Here is a 21,646-nt window from a genome sequence, read left to right as displayed (position 1 = left end):
GCCCTTTCCGGAAACTGATAGTTGGTCGGCGATGAGGGCGATGTCGGCTGGGGTGCCAGCCATGATGGTGCGGGCGTGCTCGGTGACCTGGTCAACGGGCCAATCCCACCAAGCAGCGCGCAGCAGCAGCTCGACTTCGGCATCGGAAAATCGCTGGCGGATCGGGCGCGCCGGGTTGCCGCCGACGATCGTGTACGGCGGCACATCGGCGGTGACAACCGAGCCCGCGGCGATGATTCGCGCCGTCGATATTCGGCGACGTGACAAGCGGCCGCAGAAACACGACGCGCTCATGGGCGGGTAGCGGGTGAATGGTGGTTGGATCTGGTGACAAAAGTGAATTCCTTTGGGGGAGAGATTAATTCGATGCGGGGGCGAGCGAAGCGTTCGTCACGGTGACAGCACGCGGAGCCGAATTCGACAACCACAGCCCCGTGAACACGGCGGTGATCAAGGTGATGACGCCAGCAACGAGGAACGCGCTGTTGAGTCCGCTTTCAAACGAGGCACCGTCGGATTCGCGAACCCGCACGATCGCCCCCAACGCGGCGACGCCAAGCACCGCGCCGATCTGACGAGTAGTGCTGCTGATCCCCGACGCGAGACCACCTTCCTGCGGACTCACCCCCTGAATCGCGGCACCGGTGAGCGGCGACATCGTCAACGCGAACCCGACACCAGCCAAACCCAGCCGCCACCACACGTTTTCGTACCCCGTGTCGGCGTGGACCATGCCAAGCGCGAGCAACCCAAGTCCGGCGAGCGTCAACCCAACCGTGACCACGATGCGAAAGCCGTACCGCGCGGCCAGCTTTCCCGCGTAAGGGCTCACGACGACCATCGCTAGCGAAAGCGGCAGCGTCTGCAACCCGGCACGCATGATCGAACTGCCTTGCACGGCAACGAAGAACTGCGAGAAGAAGAACGACGACCCCATCAACGCGAACCCGACAACGATCATCGCCGTATTCGACACGGTGAACAGTCGCTGTTGGAACAGTCGTAGCGGCAGCATCGGGGCGTCGCGCCGCGCCTCAACCGCGACGAACGCGGCAAGCAGCACGACACCAATGGTGAAGCTGCTCAGGATCACCGGCGACGTCCACCCGCGCGCGCCGCCTTCGATCAGCCCGTACGTCAGCGCGCCAACACCGACGATCGACAGCGCGGTGCCCGGAATATCGATGGCGGGTGCATGGGGATTGCGCGTCTCGTCGAGCCCCCGCAACCCAATTGCCAAGAGCACGAGTCCAATTGGCAGGTTCACGAGGAAGATCGCGGGCCACCCAAACGCGTCGGTCAACACGCCGCCCGCCACCGGGCCTGCGGCGAGTCCGATCCCGCTGAGCCCGGCCCACAGCCCAATCGCCTTAATGCGTTCGGCGGGAACGGGATACGCGGCGGCCAGTAGTGCGAGCGACGCCGGGCTTAACGCAGCAGCCCCGATTCCTTGCAGCACGCGACCCGCGATCAACCAACCGAGCGAAGGCGCGAGACTGCACACCACCGACGCGGCCGTGAAAACAGCGACGCCGATCAAAAACACCCGCTTGCGCCCGAATCGGTCGGCGAAAATCCCGCCGGAAAGCAACAGCATCGCGACGAGCAACACGTACGCGTCGACGATCCATTGCAGGCCGGTGAGGTCGGTGTGCAGCCGTTGCTGCATGTCGGGGAGCGCGGCCCCGACGATCGTGTTGTCGAGCAAAACCATGAATTGGCCGAGGCAAGTCGCCGTCAGCAGTACGGCTCGTTTAGTTCCAGGCATGGACACCTCCAGTCGTTAACGCAGTCAGGGACTGCGTTAGGAGACTGTAAGCGCAACAGTCGTCTTAACGCAAGGGGTAACTGCGTTAAGGTGGACGACATGAAGGAGCAGCAGCGAGCAACGCGACCCGGCGGACGCAGCGCGCGGGTTGCCGCGCAGGTGCACGAGGCCGTCACTGCGCTGATCAACGAACGCGGGTACGGCAACTTCACGATTGGCGACGTCGCAACGCACGCGGGCGTCGCCGACAGCAGCATCTACCGGCGCTGGGGCAACATGGAAGCCCTGCTCGCCGACGTGACACTGGCCCGACTCAACGCCCAGTCACCCATGCCTGACACCGGCAGCATCGACGGTGACCTGCGCACTTACGCCGCGAACGTGGCGCGCGAGATCACCGGTCCGGACGGCTTGGCGTTGGTCCGGCTCGCAGTTGCGCTGTCGAGCGACGAGGGCCGAGGACCCTTCGGTGCCCTCGGCGACGACCGCACGCGACAAATGCAGGCGATGCTCGATCGCGCCGCCGCCCGTGGCGAGCAGGTCCCCGAAGCATTGGAAGTGCTCGACCACATCCTCGCCCCGATGTACATCCGCGTGCTCTTCGGCATCGTCCCGCTCACGCCGGAGTACCTCGACGGCCTAGTCGACCGACTCCTTGCCGGAAAATGACGAAAGCCGGTGCGGGACAACCCACACCGGCTTCACGACCAAGCGAACTTACTTCAGTTCCGCGCTCGACTTCCCAAGCAGGCGACGAGCCACGATCAGCTGCTGAATCTGCTGCGTGCCCTCGAAGATGTCGAGAATCTTGCTGTCGCGCGCCCACTTCTCCAGCAACGTGCGCTGCGAGTAGCCGATGGTGCTCGCCAGCTCGACGGCCTTCAACGTGATGTCGGTGCCGGTGCGCCCAGCCTTTGCCTTCGACATCGACGCCTCAAGCGAGTTCGGCTTGCGGTTGTCGGCCATCCACGCCGCGCGCAGCGAAAGCAGGTACGCCGCTTCGTAATCGGCTTCCATCCGCAGGAATTCAGCGGCAGCGGCCGACTGGTTCATCGCGGGCGTGTCGTAGGAAATCTCGACGCCAGCCTCGGTGAGGATGGTGCGCAATTCCTCAAGCGCGGCACGTGCGACACCAACGGCCATCGCGGCGACAAGCGGACGGGTGTTGTCGAAGGTCTGCATGACCCCCGCAAAACCCTTCTCCACGTTCACTTCTGGTGAACCGAGAATGTTGTCGGCGGGGATGCGGCAGTCCTGCAACAGCAGCACAGCGGTGTCGGACGCCTTGACGCCAAGCTTGTGCTCAAGACGCGCGACCGAAAGACCCGGTGCGTCACGCGGCACGACGAACGACTTGATCGCCGCGCGGCCCTTGGTCTTGTCGACCGACGCCCACACCACGATGTGGGTCGAACGCTCGCCCGCAGTGACGAAGATCTTCTCGCCGTTGAGCACCCACTCGTCGCCATCGAGGACGGCGGTGGTGGTGACAGCGGCCGAGTCGGAACCGAACGACGGCTCGGTGATCGCCATTGACGCCCACACCTTGCCGAAGCGCGCGAGCTGCTCGTCGGTCGCAACCGCGGCGATCGCGGCGTTGCCCAGGCCCTGATACGGGATGGTGAGCAGCAAACCGACGTCGCCCCACGCGGTTTCGAGCGTGTTCATCAGCGACGACATGTTGCCGCCGTTGGCGTTGGCGATCAGGTCGACCTGGCTGTCGCCGCGACCGCCGGACGCGCCACCGATCTGCTGGGTGCCCGAGTCGGCGAGGCCCTCGATCATGGCCGACATCGTGTCGAGCTCAACCGGGTACTCGTGCTCGGCGAGGTCGTACTTGCGGGAAATGGGGCGGAAGATCTGCGCGGCCACCTGGTGGGCCTGGTTGGCGCTTGCCTTCAGCTTCTTGGGGAGTTCAAGATTGATCATGAGAGGTTTCTCCTAGGAAGTAAGCGCCGACTAGACCAGCACGATGCCTTCGGCAACACCGATGGCACGAAGGTCGCGGTACCAGCGCTCGACCGGGTGTTCCTTGGTGAAGCCGTGGCCGCCGAGCAGCTGAACGCCGTCGAGGCCGATCTGCATGCCCTTGTCGGTGGCGAGCTTGCGGGCGAGCGCCGCTTCGCGGGCGAAGGAAAGGCCCTGCTCAGCGCGCGAAGCGCCACGCAGCGTGACGAGGCGAAGACCATCGAGTTCGATGCCCATGTTGGCGACCATGAACGCGACCGCCTGCCGGTGCGAAATCGGCTCGCCGAACGCTTCGCGCTCGTTCACGTACGGAATCACGTAGTCGAGCACGGCCTGGCCGGTGCCGATCGCGAGCGACGACCAGCCGAGGCGGGCGAGCTGCACGGCGTCGCCGTATTCGGCGGCGCGGGTGGCGGCGTCTTCGTCGCCAAGCAGCGCGTCAGCGGTGACTGAGACGTTGTCGAGGATCAGGCGGCCAAGGCCAGCGGCGCGCAGACCCATGCTGGGGTCGGCTTCGACGCTCAGGCCGGTGCTGTCGGATTCGACGATGAAGAAAGCGGGACGGCCCTCAAGCTCGGCGGCGACGATGAACAGCTCGGCGTCGGCGGCGGCGGGGACAAGGCTCTTGACGCCGTTGAGCTGGAAACCGCTCGGCGAACGGGTCGCCTTGGTTTGCAGCGCGAACGGGTCGAAAAGCGCGCGCGGCTCGTTGATGACGACGCTCGCCTGCGGAACGTTCTCCCCGGTGAACGCGGGCAGGTAGGTCTGCTGCTGGGCGTCGGTGCCCCACTGCGACAGCGCGACAGCCACACCGCTCGGCGCGAGGATCGGCAGCGCGAGACCCATGTCGCCGTAGGAAAGGGCTTCGGCGACAAGCGAATTGGTGACCGCGCCACGCTCGGCGGCAGCGCCTTCGAGTTCCTCGGGCACGTTGATGAGGGTGATGCCGAGTTCGGCGGCGCGATCGAGCAGGTCGCGCGGGGCGGCGGCGGCGTTGTCGGCATCGTAGGCGGCGGGGCGCAGGATTTCCGCGGCGAAGTCGCGCACCGTTTCGACGATCATCTGCTGCTCGTCGGTGGGCGTGAGGTCGAAGTAGTCCTTGGTCTTCGCCTCGTTGTCGACAAGGCGCTTGGGCTTGTCGCCGCCGGTGACCTTGGCGAAGGTGCGGGTGGCCGCGCCCAGGGTGCGGAACCCGGTCTTGGTGCCCTCGTAGGTGACGCGCTCGATGGGCTTACGCAGGTTGTACTTCTCGGCGAGCTCCGACCCGGTGAGGGTCGTCAAAGCGCGCATCGCGGTACCCATCCAGTCCCGTTTGGGCTGGCTGAGGCCGACTGCGGACGTGTCGTTCGGACGTCGCTTCGTCGCGCTGTCTCGAGTGCTCATCATCACCTGATTTCCTCGGCTGGCGGGGTCCCTTCGACCCCGTCGATCTGACTCTTCAGTAAGACTATCTTACTCCTGAGTAAGATGGGCGTGCCAAAAAGAAATCCCGCCGCGCGGAGCGACGGGATTGCCTCGGAAACAAGATCATTCACGCACGTAATAGCGCAGCGTGAGGTAGGCGGTCAGGCCCGCGAAGACGATGCCGATCGGGGCGATCGTCAACGCCACAACGGCGATGTCGTCGCCAGTGATGCGCGGGAACACGTTGCTGTCGAACAGTGGGCCAAGCGCGCGGTCGATCACCAACGGACGCGCGATCACGAGGCCCAAAATCGCAAGCACCGAACCGACGAACGCCGCGGCGACCGCCTCAAGCAAGAACGGCAATTGCGTGTACCAGCGCGTCGCGCCGACCAGGCGCATGATGCCGACTTCCGTACGACGCGTGAATGCCGCGATCTGCACCATATTCAGCACGAGCAACATCGCGGCAAGCGCCATCACGAGCGCCAAACCGAACGCGGCATTGCGCAAACCGTCAAACAGACTCGTGAGTCTGTCGACGAATTCCTTGTCATTGGCGACAATTCGCACGCCTGGACGCGCCGAGAAACTGTCGTAAATGTGTTGGTACTGATCAGCATTGGTCATCTTCACGCGCAACGACGCGGGCAGCGGCGAGTCGGAAATGTACTGGACCATCTCGGGCTGATCGGCGAACAGTTCCTTCGCCTCTTCCAGCGCGTCAGCACGATTAATGAACTGCACCGACTCAACGCCGGACGTGGTTTTCAGGTCGGCGAGCAGCGCCTTGCATGGGTCAGCCGCGCAGTCGGGATCGCTGTCGGAAACCGTGTCGTCCAGGTAGAACCGCACTTCAAGACGGCCGATGAAGAAGTTCTCGGTTTTGTCAGCCATCCGTACCGAAAGCAAACCGCCGCCGAGCATCATCAGCGAAACAGCCGTGGTGAGGATCATCGCGATGGTCATCGTGAGGTTGCGGCGCAAACCATCGGCAACCTCGTTGAAGAGGAAACTCAGTCGCATTATCGACCCACCCCGTACACGCCGGTCGCCTCGTCGCGGACCAATCGGCCCTGGTCGAGCTCGATTACGCGTCTGCGCATCGCGTCGACAATGTGGTTGTCGTGGGTGGCCATCAGCACGGTTGTTCCCGTCCGGTTAATGCGCTCAAGCAGGTACATGATGTCGGCGCTGGTGTCGGGGTCGAGGTTGCCCGTCGGTTCGTCGGCCAGCAGCACAAGCGGCCGGTTGACGAACGCGCGCGCGATCGCGACCCGCTGCTGTTCACCGCCCGACAGCTCCGACGGCAGTCGCTGGCCCTTGCCGCCAAGGCCAACCATTTCCAGCACCTCGGGCACGGTCCGCTCAATGAACTGGCGACGTTTGCCAATCACTTCCAGCGCGAACGCGACATTCTGTTCAACGGTCTTCTGCTGCAACAGGCGGAAATCCTGGAAAACGCAGCCGACACGCTGGCGCAATTTCGGCACCCGCCGACTCGGCAAGCGGTCGACGCGAAAGTCGGCAACATTCACCTCGCCCGTCGTTGGCGCGTCCTCTTTGATAAGCAGACGCAGGAAAGTGGACTTTCCCGAACCCGACGGACCGATGATGAAGACGAATTCGCCCTTGGCCACGTCGACGGTCACATTGTCCAGCGCCGGTCGCTTCGATGTCGGATACGACTTGGTCACGTTGCGGAGGGTGATCACGGGGAGCCAGTGTAGCCATGCCCCCCGCCCGAGCGACGGCACTTATCAGCGTGACGTGCTCTCGTCCACCCAGGTCGGGACCGCGTTGAGCAGCGAAACCGGGCTTGCCGTTGTTGGTTGGGATGGCTTGACAACCAGGTAGAGCGCGAATGTCGCGAGCCACGTAGCCATCAGAATCGCGGTTGATTTACTGGGTCTCACTGATACCTTCCCTGCGCAGGGCCGCCGCGACGCGCACGCGCAATTCCCTGCTTACTTCGAATTGTTTGCCCGGCAGTGTGCGCGCGACCATGCGGATATTCATCTCATCGAGTGAGAGATCTTCCACTCCCATGACCGACGGTTCGTCGAGCAACAACGGCTCAAGGCGTCGATCTTGATAGGCCTTCGTACACACTTCGTGCAAAATCTCATTGATCTTGTTGATATCGGCCGACGAGGAAACGGGCACGTCGATGGCCGCGCGCGCCCAATCCTTCGACAGATTGGTGACTTTCACGATTTGCCCATTCGGCACGATGATCACTTCGCCATCGGAATTGCGCAGCGTCGTGATGCGCAACGTGACGTCTTCGACGGTGCCCTGTGCCGGTTCGGCAGAACCGGTGACGCTGATGCTGACCACGTCGCCGAAGCCGTACTGGCGTTCGGTGATGAGGAAGAACCCGGCGAGGATGTCTTGGACAATGCGTTGCGCGCCAAAACCGAGCGCCGCACCCAATACCGCTGCGGGCGCGACCAAGCCGGTGACGGCGAAGCCGAGCCTGCGCAGCACTTCGATGCCGACGAGCACGTAGACGATCGTCAGGACCACCCACGTGACGACCTGGGCAAGCGCGTGCCGATGCTTAGCCGCTTCGGTGCGAACGAGCGCGTCGCTAGACCGGAATCCGGCGTCGATTTTCGTCGTGACGCGGTCGCGGACGAACGCGGCCAACCGACCGAAAAGCATCGCGCCGACCACGAGCAGGACGATCTCTAGGCCGCTTGAGCGCAGCCAGTTGGTGACGTCGCTGCTGGTGCTCATCGCGAGCACCGCGGCCTGGCAAGTTTCCGGTCCGATCGAACACACCTGAGAAAGGTTACAGGCTGGTCACGGTCGGGCGCACCATGCGAAAACCTACGCTTCGGCCTGTTCGCGCATGCGCCAGCGGATGCCCGATTCGATGAAGCCGTCGATGTCGCCGTCGAGCACCGCCGATGGGTTGTTGACCTCATGGTTGGTGCGCAAATCCTTGACCATCTGGTACGGGTGCAGCACGTACGAGCGCATCTGGTTGCCCCACGACGCACCCTCATTGGTCTTGAGGGCGTCCATCTGGGCGCGCTCTTCCTGACGCTTGCGCTCAAGCAGCTTGGCCTGCAAAACGCGCATGGCCGAGATCTTGTTTTGCAGCTGCGACTTCTCGTTCTGGCAGGTCACAACGATGCCGGTGGGGATGTGGGTGAGGCGAACGGCCGAGTCGGTGGTGTTGACCGACTGACCACCCGGGCCCGACGAGCGGTACACGTCGACGCGGACCTCGCCTTCGGGAATCTCGATGTGGTCGGTGGTCTCAACGACCGGCAGCACCTCGACCTCGGCGAACGACGTCTGGCGACGGCCCTGGTTGTCGAACGGGCTGATGCGAACCAGGCGGTGCGTGCCCATCTCGATCGAGAGCGTGCCGTAGGCATAGGGCGCCTTCACCGCGAAGGTTGCGCTCTTGAGGCCCGCTTCTTCGGCGTAAGAGGTGTCGTAGACCTCGACGGTGTACTTGTGCCGCTCCGCCCAGCGGATATACATGCGCATCAGCATCATCGCCCAGTCGGCGGCGTCGACGCCACCGGCACCGGACCGAATGTTGACCAGCGCGTCGCGCTTGTCGTACTCGCCGGAAAGCAGTGTGCGGACTTCCATCGCCTCGATGTCTTCGCGCAACGCGGCGCGCTCGGCGTCGGCGTCGGCGGTGGCTTCAGCGGCGGCCGCGTCTTCTTCGGCCTCGGCGAGTTCGTAGAGCACCGGCAGGTCTTCGAGCCGCTGACGCAGATCCTGCACACGCCGCAGTTCGCTCTGCGCGTGCGAAAGCTCGCTGGTGACCTGCTGAGCGTGATCCTGGTTGTTCCATAGCTCAGGATCGGCAGCCTGATGCTCAAGCTCGTCGATGCGACGGCGTAGCTCCTCAACATCGAGCACCGACTCGACCGTCTTGAGCGTGGTGTCGAGTACAGCGAGGTCGGCAATAACGTCAGGATGCACGTTGTCCTACGTTACCGGTCGCCACCGACACGATGAAACACGTCCGCCCATGCGGTCGCGGTTGGCGGAACTGGGCCGCCGAATAGACTCGCCGCCGTGGCTACACATTCAGAAGATCTTGACCTCGCGCTGCGGTTGGCGGACGCGGCCGACGCGATTTCGCGCGAACGGTTTGGTGCTCTCGATCTACATGTGGAAGCCAAGCCCGACCTCACGCCCGTGTCCGACGCCGACCTCGCCGTCGAACGCGAATTGCGACGAGTCCTCGCCGACGAACGGCCCGGCGACGCTGTGCTCGGCGAGGAATTCGGCGGCGACGCGGAGTTCTCGGGCAGACAGTGGGTCATCGATCCGATCGACGGGACGAAGAACTTCGTGCGCGGCGTTCCGGTCTGGGCGACGTTGATTTCGCTGCTTGTCGACGGCGTGCCGGTCGTTGGAGTGGTCAGCGCGCCCGCGCTCGGTCGCCGCTGGTGGGCCGCGGCAGGGTCGGGCGCGTGGGCCCAGGTGCATCCGGGTGCGCCGAAGCCGATTCAGGTGTCGAAGGTGAGCGACCTCGGTTCGGCAAGCCTGGCGTTTTCCAGCCTGTCGGGGTGGCGCGACCGTGGCATGCGCGAGCGGTTCATCGACCTCACCGACGACGTGTGGCGCGTGCGTGGCTACGGCGATTTCTTCAACTATTGCCTGGTCGCCGAGGGTGTTGTCGATATCGCTGCCGAGCCGGAAGTGTCGCTGTGGGACTTGGCCGCGCTCGACATCCTCGTGCGCGAAGCGGGCGGTACCTTCACCGGATTGGCTGGCGAAGCTGGCCCGCATCAGGGCGACGCGGTCGCGACCAACGGACTCCTGCATGATGCGGTCCTGCCCTATGTGACTGGAAAGTAAGAAGTTGTCCACATGTGGATAACTTCACGCTCAATCTCGGTCAGCGGCATGATTCGCCCCGCTTGACGCCTCGGAGCGTCGGCGGTGCCTCCTAAGATGACCGTCGTGAGCAATTCCGGCGCCACAGCCCCCGAACCGCCCGATTACGACGACTATCCGCCCGACGATTTCCCGCCCGACGAGGCGTACACCCGCTCCTACGATGAGTCGGCCGATTTCCACTTCGACGACCTGCCGTCGGTCTCGCGGGCCGCAGTGCGCGTCGGTGCGCCCGCACGCGGCGAAACCGCTGATGAAGTGCTGCATCGCGTGTTCGGTTACGACAGCTTTCGCGGCGATCAGGCCGAGATTGTCGCCCAGGTCGTCGGCGGTGGCGACGCGCTTGTCCTGATGCCAACCGGCGGCGGCAAGTCGCTGTGTTATCAGGTGCCCGCACTCGTTCGGTCGGGTGTTGGTGTCGTCATTTCCCCGCTCATCGCGCTCATGCAAGACCAGGTCGACGCGCTCAGCGCCCTCGGCGTGCGCGCGGGCTTCCTCAACTCAACGCAGTCGCTTGACCAGCGGCGCACGGTCGAAGCGCAGTTCGTCAGCGGTGAACTCGACCTGCTGTATCTGGCGCCGGAACGCCTACGGCTTGAGTCGACCCGCACGCTGCTCGACCGGGGCGAGATCGCGCTGTTCGCCATCGACGAAGCACACTGCGTTTCACAGTGGGGTCACGACTTCCGGCCCGACTACCTCGCGCTTTCGCTGCTGCACGAGCGGTGGCCGAACGTGCCGCGCATCGCGCTCACCGCCACCGCGACGGCCAAGACGCGCACCGAAATCGTTGAGCGCCTTGACCTTTCGTCGGCGAAGCAGTTCGTTGCTAGCTTCGACCGGCCGAATATCCAGTACCGCATCGAGGGCAAGAACCGGCCCGAGCAGCAGCTGCTTGAGTTCATTCGCGCCGAACACGCGGGCGACGCGGGCATCGTCTACTGCTTGTCGCGCAATTCGGTCGAGAAAACCGCCGCGATGCTCAACGAAAACGGCATCCGCGCTGTCCCGTATCACGCGGGTCTCGACCACCGGGTGCGCGCGGAAAACCAGTCGCGGTTCCTGCGGGAAGAAGGGCTCATCGTCGTCGCGACCATCGCGTTCGGCATGGGCATCGACAAGCCCGACGTGCGGTTCGTCGCCCACCTTGACCTGCCGAAATCGGTTGAGGGCTACTACCAGGAGACCGGCCGCGCTGGTCGCGACGGGCAACCGTCAACGGCGTGGATGGTCTACGGCCTCGCCGACGTGGTGCAGCAGCGCAAGATGATCGACTCAAGCGAGGGCGACGCCGCGCATCGCCGTCAGCTGCAACTGCACCTCGACGCGATGCTTGCGCTGTGCGAAACCGTCGGGTGCCGACGCAGTCAGCTGCTCAACTACTTCGGGCAAACCCAACCTGCCTGCGGCAACTGCGACGTATGCCTCACGCCGCCGGAAACCTGGGACGGCACGGTCGCCGCGCAAAAGCTGTTGTCGACGGTGTTGCGGTTGAAACGTGAACGCGGACAAGCGTTTGGCGCGGGCCACCTCGTCGACATCCTGCTCGGCAAACTCAACCCCAAAATCACCCAGCATCGCCACAACGAACTCAGCGTGTTCGGCATCGGCACCGATCTGCGCGACACCGAATGGCGTGGTGTCGTAAGGCAGTTGCTCGCTGGCGGGTTCCTCGCGGTGCAGGGCGAATATGGCGTGCTCGCGATCACCGACGCGGGCAACGAGGTGCTCTTCGAAGGACGCAAGGTCGCGTTGCGGCGCGAAGCCGAACGCGCGCCGCGTCAACAGTCCGCGCGGTCGTCGAAAAGCAAAGCGGCCGTTGCCCTTCCAGTCGCCGACCAACCCCTGTTCGAACGCTTGCGCGCCTGGCGAGCGGCCACCGCGAAAGAACAGGGCGTGCCCGCGTACGTCGTCTTCCACGACGCGACATTGCGCGAAATCGCCGCGCGTAAACCCACCGATCTGTCGACGCTCGGCACGGTCAGCGGCGTCGGCGAGAACAAGCTCGCGAAGTACGGAGAGGGGGTGCTTGCCGCACTGAGCGAAGGATAGCCCGACGAACGGGCCGTTCCCGCGATACCCTCGGCCACATGGCCAACGGCGACAGCCCGAGCGACGATGGTTCCGGCGGGGCGAGCCCCAGCACGGGTGGTGACGCGCCTCCACCACCTATGCCGCATCGACATGCCGACCCCTCCGTCGCCACCGCACTGCTCGGCAGCGGTCATTCGATTCCGCATCTTGGCAGGCCGCGGGTGTCGACGATCGCGTTGATGCTGATCTTCGCTGCCGCGCTCACGTGTTATCTGGCGTTCCGGCCTGGCGGCTGATCCGACCACGGAATAAAGCGGTGGCGGCGTCGCTTAGAGTTGATCGTTATGAAGGAAAAAGGCAGGAAGGTCATCGCGACCAACCGCCGCGCGCGGCACAACTACACGATCCTCGACACCTATGAGGCGGGGATCGCGCTGGTCGGCACCGAGGTGAAGAGCCTGCGCGAGGGCAAAGCGTCGCTCGTTGACGCCTTCGCCACCGTCGACAACGGCGAGATTTGGCTGCGCGGCCTCCACATTCCCGAGTTCAGCCACGGCACATGGACCAACCACGCGCCGCGTCGCAACCGCAAACTGCTGCTGCACAAGCGCGAGATCGAACACCTCGTCGGCAAGTCGCGCGAAGGCAACCAGACGCTGGTTCCGCTGTCGATGTACTTCAACGACGGCAAGGTCAAGGTCGAATTAGCGCTGGCCAAGGGCAAGCAGGATTACGACAAACGCCAGGACTTGGCGCGTCGGCAGGCTGAGCGCGAAGTTACCCGTGAGATTGGTCGGCGGGTCAAAGGCATGCGTTGATTCCCATCCTGCTCGCGCTGGTCGCGGCGACGGGCTATGGAGTCAGCGACTTCTTCGGCGGCATCGCGGCCCGTCGGGTTACGGCGCTGCGGGTTGTTGTCGTTTCGTACCCGTTTTCGGTGGTGCTTGTCGCGCTCATCGTGCCGTTCGTTGGCGGTTCGCCCGACGTCGCGTCGCTGCTGTGGGGTGCGGCGGCGGGCGTTGCGGCCGGGTTGGCGGTGTGGTGGTTTTACGCCGCGCTAGCTGAGGGGCCGATGGCGGTTGTTTCGCCGGTGACGGCGGTCTTGGTCGCAGGCGTGCCGGTGGTCGCGGGGTTCATCATCGGCGAACGCCCAGGGCTGCTCGCGATTGGTGGGATCGCACTCGCGCTTGTCGCGGTGTTCATGGTGAGTCGGGAAGCGCCCGATAAGGCGACCGAGGAGGTCACGGGCGGTCGCGAACTGCGGTTCACGCGTCGCGTCGCGTTGTTGACCGTCGGGTCGGGTGTCGCGTTCGGCTTCGCGTTTCTGTTTCTGCACGAGACGAGCGCGGATGCGGGACTGTGGCCGCTGCTCGCTCAGCGCGTCGCAGCGACGGCGGTGGTGTGGGCGTCCGCGCTGGCCACCGGGCATTTTCAGGGGCTGCACGGCGAGCCGCTGCGGCTCGCGCTAGGCGTCGCGGTGCTCGACGTGATCGCCAACGCCGCACTGCTGTACGCGTTTCACGGCGGAATGCTGTCGGTGGTGAGTGTGATCGGGTCGATGTATCCGGCCGCGACCGTGCTGCTCGCGATGGTGCTGCTCGGCGAGCATGTCAGCACCACGCAGAAGGTGGGCCTTGGGCTGGCGGCCGGTGCGGTCGCGTTGATTTCCGTCGCCTAGAGCCGGGTGCACGGCTCGTGCAGGTTGAGCCTGGTCGCTGTTTTGCCCTGATAACCCACACGGACGGTTCGTGATCCGGCAGGTCCGGCCTGGTCAGGTGCGAAAACCGACGCCCATTCCGTACTCAAATCCGGTGCGACGGCACCCGGTTGTTGTACCGCGACCATGCCTTCACCGTCGGCGGTCGTTTTGGCGATGGCGTTGCGCAGGCCAGCGCGGGTGAGGTCGTTGTGGGCGGCGGCCCGTTGCAGCACCGACCGCATCGGGTACGACAGCGCCCAACCGAGCAGGTAGCCGAAGTTAGTCGGCTCGTGATCGGTGGCCTTGCGCGCGTTGCGCAGGCCGAGGCTGTCGCCGTCCCAGCTGTCGACCGGGGTCAGGTAGTTGTAGAGCGCGGTCAGCGCGGGTGCGGCTGGCGTGCGCAGCAGCGCGGAATTCCAGGTGACGAGTGAGCCGACGAAACGGCCCGTGTACCCGGCACTGACCAGCTTGCCGACGATCTCGGCGGTCTCGGCGGGGCCGGTCGCGAGCATCACCAAATCCGGTGCGGAAGCGAGCACTTCGGCGACCGGCTCGTCCTGGTTGCCGACCTCGCCGTTCGGTCCGGTCCACACGCGCGCGGCGATGGTCGCGTCGTTGGCGACGGCCCACTTCATCGCGCCGCTCGCGTAGTCGCCGCCGAAGTTGCCGCGATAGCCGACGACGGCGATTTTGCGTGGCGCGTAATGCGCTTCGGCGAACCAATCGAGGCCAGTGATCGCCTCGGTGCAGTAGGAATAGCCAGCGCTGAGGACCAGGTTGCGGTCGGCGCTGCGGTAATTCCAGCCCGACCACTGCGTCGCGGCGGTCGCGACCATGTCGTCGCTGTCGAGTTGATCGAGCATGGCGACGGTTTGCGCGGTGCCGAAACTCATCGCGAGCGCAAGCACATGCGGCTCGATGTTGGTGTATTCGACGCGGTGTTTGCGCGGGTCGTACGCGGTGTTGCGGGCGTAAGTGGTGGTGTCGACGTCGTAGCCGCCGATGCCGCCCGCCTCGTTGACGGCGTGCCAGAACGCGGTCTGGCCGTCGTTCATCGACGTGCCGAGCGCGGTGAATGGTCCGTCGGCGAGGTCGGAGAGGACACCCAGATAGAGGCAGCCGCGGTCTTTGTGCGGCGAGTTGGGACAGGGTGCCGTCGTGACACCGGGTGCCGCGCCGCTTTCGCCGGTGGCGCATCCGGTCGCGAAGACGAGCCCAGCCGCCAGCGGTGCCACCGCGATTCGACGTAACCAGCGTTGGGTCATCAATGCCATGCGGTTGCTCCTCGGTTCGTCGCGTGGAAATAGTGCTTTCCCAGACGCGGCCGAGCGGCACATTACCTGCCGATTGCCGGTCATTAGGTGCTTTTCCGGCCGCTGACCGGGGGATCGCTAGCAGATCGCTGAAAACCGTCCGACCAGTCTGGAAAAATAGGGAATGCTTTGCCGTGGTCGCGGTGTTACTATGACTAGCCCGCACGGTGCGGGCACGTACGGGGCTGAACGGTTTCGACTGCGTACGTCGATTCAGGGGAAGCGTGTCGGTGCAGGCAAGAGACCACCGTAAGCGTCATTGCAACCAATTAAGCGCCGATTCCAATCAGCGCGAGTACGCCCTCGCTGCCTAAGTAGCCAGGTCGTCTCTGTCAGACCGAGTTCGTCTCTCGACTCGGACCCTGGCATCAGCTAGAGAGACTTACTGTTCGGCCCGGTCGCGGGGTCGAGCGGAACATCAAACAGTGACTGGGATCGTCATCCGCGCTAGTTCGTGAGACGCGGAGATCCAAGCAGAGACACAACGAACTGCACACGGAGAAGCCCTGGAGAAGCGGCGGAGGACCCGGGTTCGATTCCCGGCAGCTCCACCCCGGCCCCTCACCTGTTACCGCAGGTGAGGGGCCTTTTTCATGCCCCGACGATGTGCAGATCGGGCCGCGTGGGCACATTTTGGGCACACCTCGCGGCAGCCGCGCGGTATCCGGCGCTCATCCGTTCGGCGACGCCGTCGAGGTCGTCGTCGAACAGATGGCCGTAGTTGTCGAGAGTCATGGTTGCGCTCTTGTGGCCTAGCTGGCGCTGAATCGTCTTCACATGCGCGCCGCTGGCGATCATCAGTGACGCGGCGGTGTGGCGCAGCTTGTGAGCGGTCACGCGCGGGAATGTCGGCGCGCCCAATTCGCCGTCCTCGTGCCCGAACGGGCTTTCGTCGTTCTGGTAACGCCTCGGCACCTCGCATGTCGTACATCCGGGCTACGCTCGTACTGTGTCAGGCGGAGGACGCACATGGTGACCAAATTGCTTTTGTGCCTTGCGAATTCGTACAAAGATGGCGACCGATGTGTCGCTGGCATCGATCCCGAGACGCGCAAATGGTTCCGTCTTGTCAGCAGCCGTGAGGGCGGCGCAGTGCATCTGCGGGACCGGCAATGCCCCGCTAAAGGCGAGCCTCGGCTGCTCGATCGCCTGTCTGTGATGCTGAGCGAGCCTTGCCCGTACGGGTTCCAGCAGGAGAACTGGCTGTTTCAGGGTGGGCGGCTCTGGGTGAACATGGGGCGGGCAGGATGGGATGAAGCGTGTTCGCTTGCGGAGCGCCCCGACACACTTTGGCTGAATGGCTGCCATTCGGAACCCGGTGTCAACAACTGCGTGCCGGTCGCGCGGAGGAATGAAGTGCGCGACTCGCTGAAGCTCATCCATCTCGGCGAGGTTGGCATCACGGTGAGCGCGCCTTATGAGGGTCGGCATCGCGCGCGAGCGAAGTTTCAGTACAACGGGATCCGGCACATCCTGCCAGTGACCGATCCAGAATTCCTGGAAAGGTGCAAAATCAGAGGAGCGGGCGATTACCGACTCGGTGAATCGTTGCTGACGGTAAGCCTCGCTGGACAGCACGTCGACCAGAAATTCCACAAGCTGGTGGCAGGAATCGTGCAACGCGGTCACCAGGAAACGGGAACTAGGTTATGACATCCGGATCGATACTCACGATCGGTCACTCCACACACGACCTTGCCGACCTGATTGAGTTGCTTCGTCGACACGACGTGACAGCGTTGGCCGACGTCCGCTCGGTTCCGGCCAGTCGGTTCGCGCCGCAGTTCAACCGAGGCTCGGTGCGAAGCGGTCTGCGAGACACCGGTATCGGGTATGTCTTTTTGGGGAAGGAGCTTGGAGCGCGCACTGACGACACCTCTTGCTATGTCGATGGGCAAGTGCGGTACCGGCGGCTCGCCCGGACTCCGGAATTTCGCGGTGGTATAGGCCGATTAATGAACGGTGCGCGAACCGAGCGGATCGCTTTACTATGTGCCGAGGCCGAGCCGCTGGACTGCCACCGGACCGTGCTGGTAGCGCGCGCGCTAACCGAGCGCGGTGCCGCGATTGGCCACATCCACGCCGACGGCCAGCTTGAGAGTCATACCGATGCGATGGAGCGCCTCATGAGCCGATTTGGGCTGGCGGACCCGGATCTGTTCCGCACGCCGTCCGAGCGGCTGGCGGACGCGCTTAGACGTCAGGAACGCCGAATCGCATACGTCAATGAAGACTATCGCGGCGATCGGGCGGAAGAGTCATGGCGTAGACAACTCAGAGGTGATTCGTAGCCGCAGCTTTAGCACTGATTGGTGTTGACGTCCTAGCCGTGGTCAATCCCTTGGTGCTTGACCGGAAAGTCACGCGATCGCGACGGCTGAAGCCGGGGCCGATAGTGCTGAGTGGCCGACTGACGACCTGGCAACGCCAGAGGCTAAGCGGGTGCGGCAGCCCGTCTCCCGCGGCGCACGGTGACGTTGTCTACGACGCGGCATGCTCGTCGCGCTAGCTGCTCCACATCTAACGCTCGCTACTCGCGTGCGCCACGACGAGTTCCGCCGCGCTGGATGCCGGGTCGTCCCCGCGCCCGTGGTCGCGCAAGCGTGGCGTGCGGGACACGCACGCACCAATCTCGCACGCGCCCTTCATGATTGCGCCATCGTGTGCTGTTACACCGACCACGCATGGCGAAGGATCGGTGAAATGATCGGCCGCGCGACCCCTCGCCGCGAAGAAGCACCCAAGCCCTGCGGACGGCCTGGTCGCGCTCACCGCGGTCGACATCGGCGCGGCCATCATCGCGACCTTCGGCCCAGCCGATCTCCGCGCCTACCTCGACCAGGTGCCGCGAACCAACGTGATCGTCCTGGTCGAGGGGTGACGAAGCGTCAGTCGTTCAGTTCTGCCGCCAATTCGCGCAAAGCGGTCAGGTAGTCGGTGTTCAGGGCCTGGACTGCCACGTGGTTCGCGCCCGCCTTCAGTTGCGCGTTCACGCGTTCGGCGACCTGTTTTGGGGTGCCGAACGGGATGATCGCGTTCAGTAGGCGGTCGCTGCCCGGCGGGGTCACGTCGGCCTCGGTGAAGCCGTGTTCGCGCAAATTCGCCACGTAATTCGTCAAACCCAAATACATGTTCGCCGACGGTTGGGCGATTTCGCGGGCGCGCTCGACGTCGTCCTCGATGACCACCATCTGTTCGGTCGCCAATAGTGCGTCGGGGCCGATGATCTCGCGTGCCGCCTCGGTGTGGTCGGTCGGGACGAAATAGGGGAGTGCGCCGAGTGACCGTTCGGCCGCCAACCGCAACACGCGGGGACGCAGCGCGGCCAACGCGCGCTGGTCCTTGGTCACGCCCGCCGCGTCGAGTTCGTCGAGGTAGGCGACCAACGCCTGGTACGGCCGACCGTAAGGCGAGTTGAGTTCCGGGTGGCCAACGCCAACGCCAAGCAGAAACCGGCCAGGGAAGCGCGCGTTGATCCGGTGAAACGACGCCGCGACTTCGGCGGCGGGAGAAGTCCAAATGTTGACGATGCTCGTCGCCAACACCAACGTGGAGGTCGCCTCCAACAACTCCTCGATGATGTCCAGGTCAGGCGGCGGCGAAGCGCCGATCCACAACGTGGTGTAGCCGATTTGCTCGATCTCAAGCGCCGCTGCCGGGCTGGCTTGGTCGAACCGCTGCCACACCCCATATCGTCCGAGCTCGCTAATTGAGGTCATGCGTCAGGCAACCGCGCCAAACCTGGCACCTATTCCGCAATCGGCGAACTCAGTCCCGGATCGTGACCCCGCCGCGCAACGCCCGCGCTTCGTCGTCGCTCACGACCTCGTGTCCGAGCGGGAACAACGCGAGCGGAACCAGCTTCAGATTCGCCCACGCGAACGGCAGCCCGATGATTGTGATCGCCAGCGCGATGCTGGTGAGGATGTGTTCAAGCGCAAGCCACCAACCTGCGAAAATGAACCAAATGATGTTGCCGATCATCGAGCCAGCACCCGCGCCTGGCTTGTCGATGACCGTGCGCCCGAACGGCCACAGCACGTAGCCAGCGATGCGGAAGGATGCGATGCCGAACGGGATCGTGATGATGAGGAGGCAGCAAATGATGCCCGCGATCACATAGCCAACGGCCATCCAGAAGCCGCACAATATGACCCACAGGATGTTCAAGATCAGCTGTAGGATCTTCATCGCTCCATCATGCCAGGAATATCCGTTTCGTCGGCCGAAGTGAGGAGTCCCCGCATGGTGCACATCAACACCATCGGCTTCACGCGCAAGCCGGCGCGAAAATTCTTCGAGCTCCTGCGCGAATCGGGCGCGAACAAGCTCATCGACGTGCGGCTCAACAACCAATCTCAGCTCGCAGGCTTCGCCAAACGCGATGACCTCGAATTCTTCACGCGCGAACTGTGCGGGATGGATTACCTGCACCGCACCGATCTGGCACCTGACCAGGCGCTACGCACCGCTTATCGCAAGGAAAACTGCGGCTGGGACGAGTACCAGAACCGCTACCTCGACCTGCTGCACGACCGCAACATCGCCGACACGCTCTCGCCGGAACTGGTCGACAACGCCGTGCTGCTGTGCAGCGAAGACCAACCGCATCACTGTCACCGTCGATTGCTCGCCGAATACCTCGCCGACAACTGGGATGACGTGACAATCAACCACCTAAGTTGACGCTCATTCATCGGAACCATCAGCAAGTCAGACTATGCTGGCAAGCGCACGCCCCGTCGTAGTAAGGCAAGTCCGAACAGCCGACGAGAGGATGTGACTCGATGATCTCCGAATCCCTCTACCCCGCGCTGCGTGTTGACGCTGAACGTGACGAGGTCCGCCGCCTTGTTGTTGGAGCCGTCATTCTCCGGCACGGCAGGGTGCTGATCCTCCGGCGAAAATCCACCGATTCGCTGCCTGGCCTGTGGGAATTGCCAAGCGGCGTAGTGGAATCCGGGGAGTCGCTCCACGACGCGCTAGCCCGCGAGGTCGCCGAGGAAACGGGCCTCGAGGTCACCGGCGTCACCGATTACCTCGGTGAATTCGACTACCTAGCGGGCTCCGGCACACGCACGCGCCAGTTCACCTTCGCCGTCGAAGTCGCCGCCACCGGCCCGATCACCCTCACCGAGCATGACAACCATCAGTGGGTGCGGCTCACCGACGAACCGCCGGTCACCGATTCGGTGCGCGACGTGCTCGGCCGATTCCGGCGTCGCACCGCGCCGAAAATCACGCCCGGCTTCGACTAGCTGTAAATATCACTCGCCGAGCACCCGTCGCACGTAATCATTGGTGAAGACGCCGGTGGGATCGAATTGCTTACGCACGGCGGCGAATCGGGCCCAGTTCGGGTAGCGGGGGGCAAGCGTTTCCGCGGTTTGGAAGTGGCGCTTGCCCCAATGCGGCCGTCCCGCATAGCGATTGAACACTTCTTCACACGCGTGGAAATACGGTTCCCACTCCATACCTTCGTACTGGTGCACGGCGATATAGCAGGTTTCGCGTCCGCCAGCGGGCGACAAGAACGCGTCGTCGGGCGCGACCCAGCGCACCTCGATCGGCATCGGCGTCGCGAATCGCTTTCCTACCTCAAGAATTTCGCGCACCGCGTCGGCGGCGTTGGCCCGCTCGATGGCGTATTCCATCTCGTTGAATTTCACGAGGCGAGGTGTCGCGAAAACGCGGTAGGACCGGTCGACTTGGCGGTTATTGCTGCCAGCGAAGGCGGCGGTGCGGTGAATCGACGGGATGGTCGCGGGAATGCGGCGACCGAGTCGACACAGCGCGTCGTAGAAATGGTTGCTCAACACGATGTCGTTGAGCCATTCACTAAATCGACCGCGCGGTTCCTCGGGTGCGTCAACGCGATTATTCGCTTTGGTCATCGCCTGTTTCGCGTGCGGGAAGGCGAAGAATTCGAAGTGGTCGTTGCTGTCGACGAAGTGGTCGAGATTGGTGAGCACTTCTTCGACGGGCACCGGCTTTTCGATGCTTTCCAGCACGAACGACGGTTCGAGTTGCAGCGTCGCCGCGGTGACAACGCCGAGCGCGCCGATGCTCACGCGCGCCGCACGCCACGCTTCGGCGTCGGTTTCGGCGTTGAGTTCAACGCGGGTGCCGTCGGCGCGCAAGACCTCAAGCGACGCGAGGGCGGCGGAGATGTTGCGCAGGCGCGCACCGGTGCCGTGGGTGCCCGTCGCGGTCGCGCCCGCCAGCGTTTGCACGTCGATGTCGCCGAGGTTCGGGAAGGCGAGACCGTGGTCGTGCAGCAGCGGACTCGCCGCGTTCAACGTGATGCCCGCTTCCACGCGAACCTGGCGATTCGCCGTGTCGACATCGAGCACGCGGTTGAGTTTGTGCAGGTCGAGCAGGGTGCCGTCGGTGAGGACCGCGTCGGTGAACGAGTGCCCAGCGCCCGCAACCCGAATGCCGCGCCCAGCTTGGGCGGAGGTGACGACGACCTCGGCGAGTTCGTCGACGTCGCGCGGAACGGCGACGACGGCTGGCGTGCAGCGTTGCCCGCCCGCCCAGTTCACCCACGTGTTCTTGGTCATGTGTCCAGGATAGGGGACG

At 64.2% G+C, this 21,646-nt stretch carries 23 protein-coding genes, 1 other RNA gene and 1 pseudogene; 12 read left to right on the top strand and 13 right to left on the bottom strand.

Annotated elements, in window-relative coordinates:
* Window positions 1–31 precede the first annotated feature (31 nt).
* Complete coding sequence (locus IEX78_RS07895) at window positions 32–304, top strand: hypothetical protein (RefSeq protein WP_188828081.1); 273 nt, start codon at window positions 32–34, stop codon at window positions 302–304.
* A 54-nt stretch (window positions 305–358) separates the two neighbouring features.
* On the opposite strand, the gene IEX78_RS07890 is transcribed toward IEX78_RS07895, so the two are convergent.
* Window positions 359–1,768, bottom strand: coding sequence for a DHA2 family efflux MFS transporter permease subunit (locus tag IEX78_RS07890; RefSeq protein ID WP_188828080.1), 1,410 nt, complete (start codon window positions 1,766–1,768; stop codon window positions 359–361).
* 99 nt (window positions 1,769–1,867) lie between these two features.
* Here IEX78_RS07890 and IEX78_RS07885 point away from each other — a divergent pair, with 99 nt between their 5' ends.
* Window positions 1,868–2,437, top strand: a complete 570-nt coding sequence (locus tag IEX78_RS07885) for a TetR/AcrR family transcriptional regulator (RefSeq protein ID WP_188828079.1) — start codon at window positions 1,868–1,870, stop codon at window positions 2,435–2,437.
* 48 nt (window positions 2,438–2,485) lie between these two features.
* On the opposite strand, the gene IEX78_RS07880 is transcribed toward IEX78_RS07885, so the two are convergent.
* The 7 genes from IEX78_RS07880 to prfB all read right to left on the bottom strand — a co-directional run bounded on the left by IEX78_RS07880 (window position 2,486) and on the right by prfB (window position 9,094).
* Window positions 2,486–3,697: an acyl-CoA dehydrogenase family protein gene (locus tag IEX78_RS07880; RefSeq protein ID WP_188828078.1), complete on the bottom strand. Its 1,212-nt coding sequence runs from the start codon at window positions 3,695–3,697 to the stop codon at window positions 2,486–2,488.
* A 30-nt stretch (window positions 3,698–3,727) separates the two neighbouring features.
* Window positions 3,728–5,125 carry an acyl-CoA dehydrogenase family protein gene (locus IEX78_RS07875; protein WP_373291526.1) on the bottom strand — a complete coding sequence of 466 codons (1,398 nt, stop codon included), beginning with the start codon at window positions 5,123–5,125 and terminating at the stop codon, window positions 3,728–3,730.
* A 138-nt stretch (window positions 5,126–5,263) separates the two neighbouring features.
* Window positions 5,264–6,166, bottom strand: a complete 903-nt coding sequence (ftsX, locus tag IEX78_RS07870; RefSeq protein WP_188828076.1) for a permease-like cell division protein FtsX — start codon at window positions 6,164–6,166, stop codon at window positions 5,264–5,266.
* Window positions 6,166–6,855, bottom strand: a complete 690-nt coding sequence (gene ftsE, locus IEX78_RS07865; RefSeq protein ID WP_188828075.1) for a cell division ATP-binding protein FtsE — start codon at window positions 6,853–6,855, stop codon at window positions 6,166–6,168. Before ftsE ends, ftsX begins: the two co-directional genes overlap by 1 nt.
* Window positions 6,856–6,900: 45 nt before the next feature.
* Window positions 6,901–7,026, bottom strand: coding sequence for a hypothetical protein (locus IEX78_RS24515; protein WP_268240882.1), 126 nt, complete (start codon window positions 7,024–7,026; stop codon window positions 6,901–6,903).
* A gap of 16 nt (window positions 7,027–7,042) precedes the next feature.
* The gene (locus tag IEX78_RS07860) at window positions 7,043–7,882 is read right to left on the bottom strand and encodes a mechanosensitive ion channel family protein (RefSeq protein WP_188828074.1); all 840 of its coding nucleotides are present in this window, start codon (window positions 7,880–7,882) and stop codon (window positions 7,043–7,045) included.
* Between the two features lie 93 nt (window positions 7,883–7,975).
* Window positions 7,976–9,094 (bottom strand): peptide chain release factor 2, encoded by a 1,119-nt coding sequence (gene prfB / locus IEX78_RS07855; RefSeq protein WP_188828073.1) that lies wholly within the window; start codon window positions 9,092–9,094, stop codon window positions 7,976–7,978.
* Window positions 9,095–9,190: 96 nt separating this feature from the next.
* Between prfB and hisN the strand changes: the two genes are divergently transcribed.
* The 5 genes from hisN (at window position 9,191) to IEX78_RS07830 (ending at window position 13,730) form a co-directional block, all read left to right on the top strand.
* On the top strand, window positions 9,191–9,979 hold the full coding sequence (hisN, locus tag IEX78_RS07850) for a histidinol-phosphatase (protein WP_188828072.1): 789 nt from the start codon (window positions 9,191–9,193) through the stop codon (window positions 9,977–9,979).
* A gap of 255 nt (window positions 9,980–10,234) precedes the next feature.
* Window positions 10,235–12,070, top strand: coding sequence for a DNA helicase RecQ (recQ, locus tag IEX78_RS07845; RefSeq protein ID WP_188828316.1), 1,836 nt, complete (start codon window positions 10,235–10,237; stop codon window positions 12,068–12,070).
* Between the two features lie 38 nt (window positions 12,071–12,108).
* Window positions 12,109–12,348, top strand: a complete 240-nt coding sequence (locus IEX78_RS07840; RefSeq protein ID WP_188828071.1) for a WLR motif membrane protein — start codon at window positions 12,109–12,111, stop codon at window positions 12,346–12,348.
* A 48-nt stretch (window positions 12,349–12,396) separates the two neighbouring features.
* A complete protein-coding gene (gene smpB / locus IEX78_RS07835) occupies window positions 12,397–12,870 on the top strand; it encodes an SsrA-binding protein SmpB (RefSeq protein WP_188828070.1) in 474 nt (157 codons plus the stop codon).
* Window positions 12,867–13,730 (top strand): DMT family transporter, encoded by an 864-nt coding sequence (locus IEX78_RS07830; RefSeq protein WP_188828069.1) that lies wholly within the window; start codon window positions 12,867–12,869, stop codon window positions 13,728–13,730. The genes smpB and IEX78_RS07830 overlap by 4 nt, the downstream gene beginning before the upstream one ends.
* On the opposite strand, the gene IEX78_RS07825 is transcribed toward IEX78_RS07830, so the two are convergent.
* Window positions 13,727–15,025, bottom strand: a complete 1,299-nt coding sequence (locus IEX78_RS07825) for an ABC transporter substrate-binding protein (RefSeq protein WP_229683765.1) — start codon at window positions 15,023–15,025, stop codon at window positions 13,727–13,729. The genes IEX78_RS07830 and IEX78_RS07825 overlap by 4 nt on opposite strands.
* Before the next feature lie 220 nt (window positions 15,026–15,245).
* On the opposite strand from IEX78_RS07825, the gene ssrA reads away from it, so the two are divergent.
* Window positions 15,246–15,618: a transfer-messenger RNA gene (gene ssrA, locus IEX78_RS07820) on the top strand.
* Window positions 15,619–15,655: 37 nt separating this feature from the next.
* Here the strand turns inward: ssrA and IEX78_RS07815 are convergent.
* Window positions 15,656–15,907 (bottom strand): annotated as a pseudogene (locus tag IEX78_RS07815) (tyrosine-type recombinase/integrase); the annotation flags it as partial.
* Between the two features lie 126 nt (window positions 15,908–16,033).
* Here IEX78_RS07815 and IEX78_RS07810 point away from each other — a divergent pair.
* Window positions 16,034–16,717 (top strand): dual OB domain-containing protein, encoded by a 684-nt coding sequence (locus IEX78_RS07810; RefSeq protein WP_188828067.1) that lies wholly within the window; start codon window positions 16,034–16,036, stop codon window positions 16,715–16,717.
* Entirely contained in the window at window positions 16,714–17,355 is a 642-nt protein-coding gene (locus IEX78_RS07805; protein ID WP_188828066.1) for a DUF488 domain-containing protein, read from the top strand. The genes IEX78_RS07810 and IEX78_RS07805 overlap by 4 nt, the downstream gene beginning before the upstream one ends.
* Window positions 17,356–17,952: 597 nt before the next feature.
* On the opposite strand, the gene IEX78_RS07800 is transcribed toward IEX78_RS07805, so the two are convergent.
* Window positions 17,953–18,783: an LLM class F420-dependent oxidoreductase gene (locus tag IEX78_RS07800; RefSeq protein WP_188828065.1), complete on the bottom strand. Its 831-nt coding sequence runs from the start codon at window positions 18,781–18,783 to the stop codon at window positions 17,953–17,955.
* Window positions 18,784–18,832: 49 nt separating this feature from the next.
* On the bottom strand, window positions 18,833–19,255 hold the full coding sequence (locus IEX78_RS07795; protein WP_188828064.1) for a YccF domain-containing protein: 423 nt from the start codon (window positions 19,253–19,255) through the stop codon (window positions 18,833–18,835).
* A 54-nt stretch (window positions 19,256–19,309) separates the two neighbouring features.
* On the opposite strand from IEX78_RS07795, the gene IEX78_RS07790 reads away from it, so the two are divergent.
* Together IEX78_RS07790 and IEX78_RS07785 are read left to right on the top strand one after the other, a co-directional pair.
* On the top strand, window positions 19,310–19,750 hold the full coding sequence (locus IEX78_RS07790; protein ID WP_229683764.1) for a DUF488 domain-containing protein: 441 nt from the start codon (window positions 19,310–19,312) through the stop codon (window positions 19,748–19,750).
* Between the two features lie 101 nt (window positions 19,751–19,851).
* Window positions 19,852–20,322, top strand: coding sequence for an NUDIX domain-containing protein (locus IEX78_RS07785; RefSeq protein ID WP_188828063.1), 471 nt, complete (start codon window positions 19,852–19,854; stop codon window positions 20,320–20,322).
* A 9-nt stretch (window positions 20,323–20,331) separates the two neighbouring features.
* Here IEX78_RS07785 and IEX78_RS07780 read toward each other — a convergent pair whose 3' ends face one another.
* Window positions 20,332–21,627, bottom strand: a complete 1,296-nt coding sequence (locus IEX78_RS07780; protein WP_188828062.1) for a D-arabinono-1,4-lactone oxidase — start codon at window positions 21,625–21,627, stop codon at window positions 20,332–20,334.
* Window positions 21,628–21,646 lie beyond the last annotated feature (19 nt).

Origin of the sequence: Nocardia camponoti, assembly GCF_014646135.1 — a bacterium.
In the GTDB taxonomy this organism is placed as follows: Bacteria; Actinomycetota; Actinomycetes; order Mycobacteriales; family Mycobacteriaceae; genus Nocardia; species Nocardia camponoti.
The sequence above is the reverse complement of the archived record's forward strand: the minus strand, read 5'-3'. Positions and strand labels throughout refer to the sequence as shown.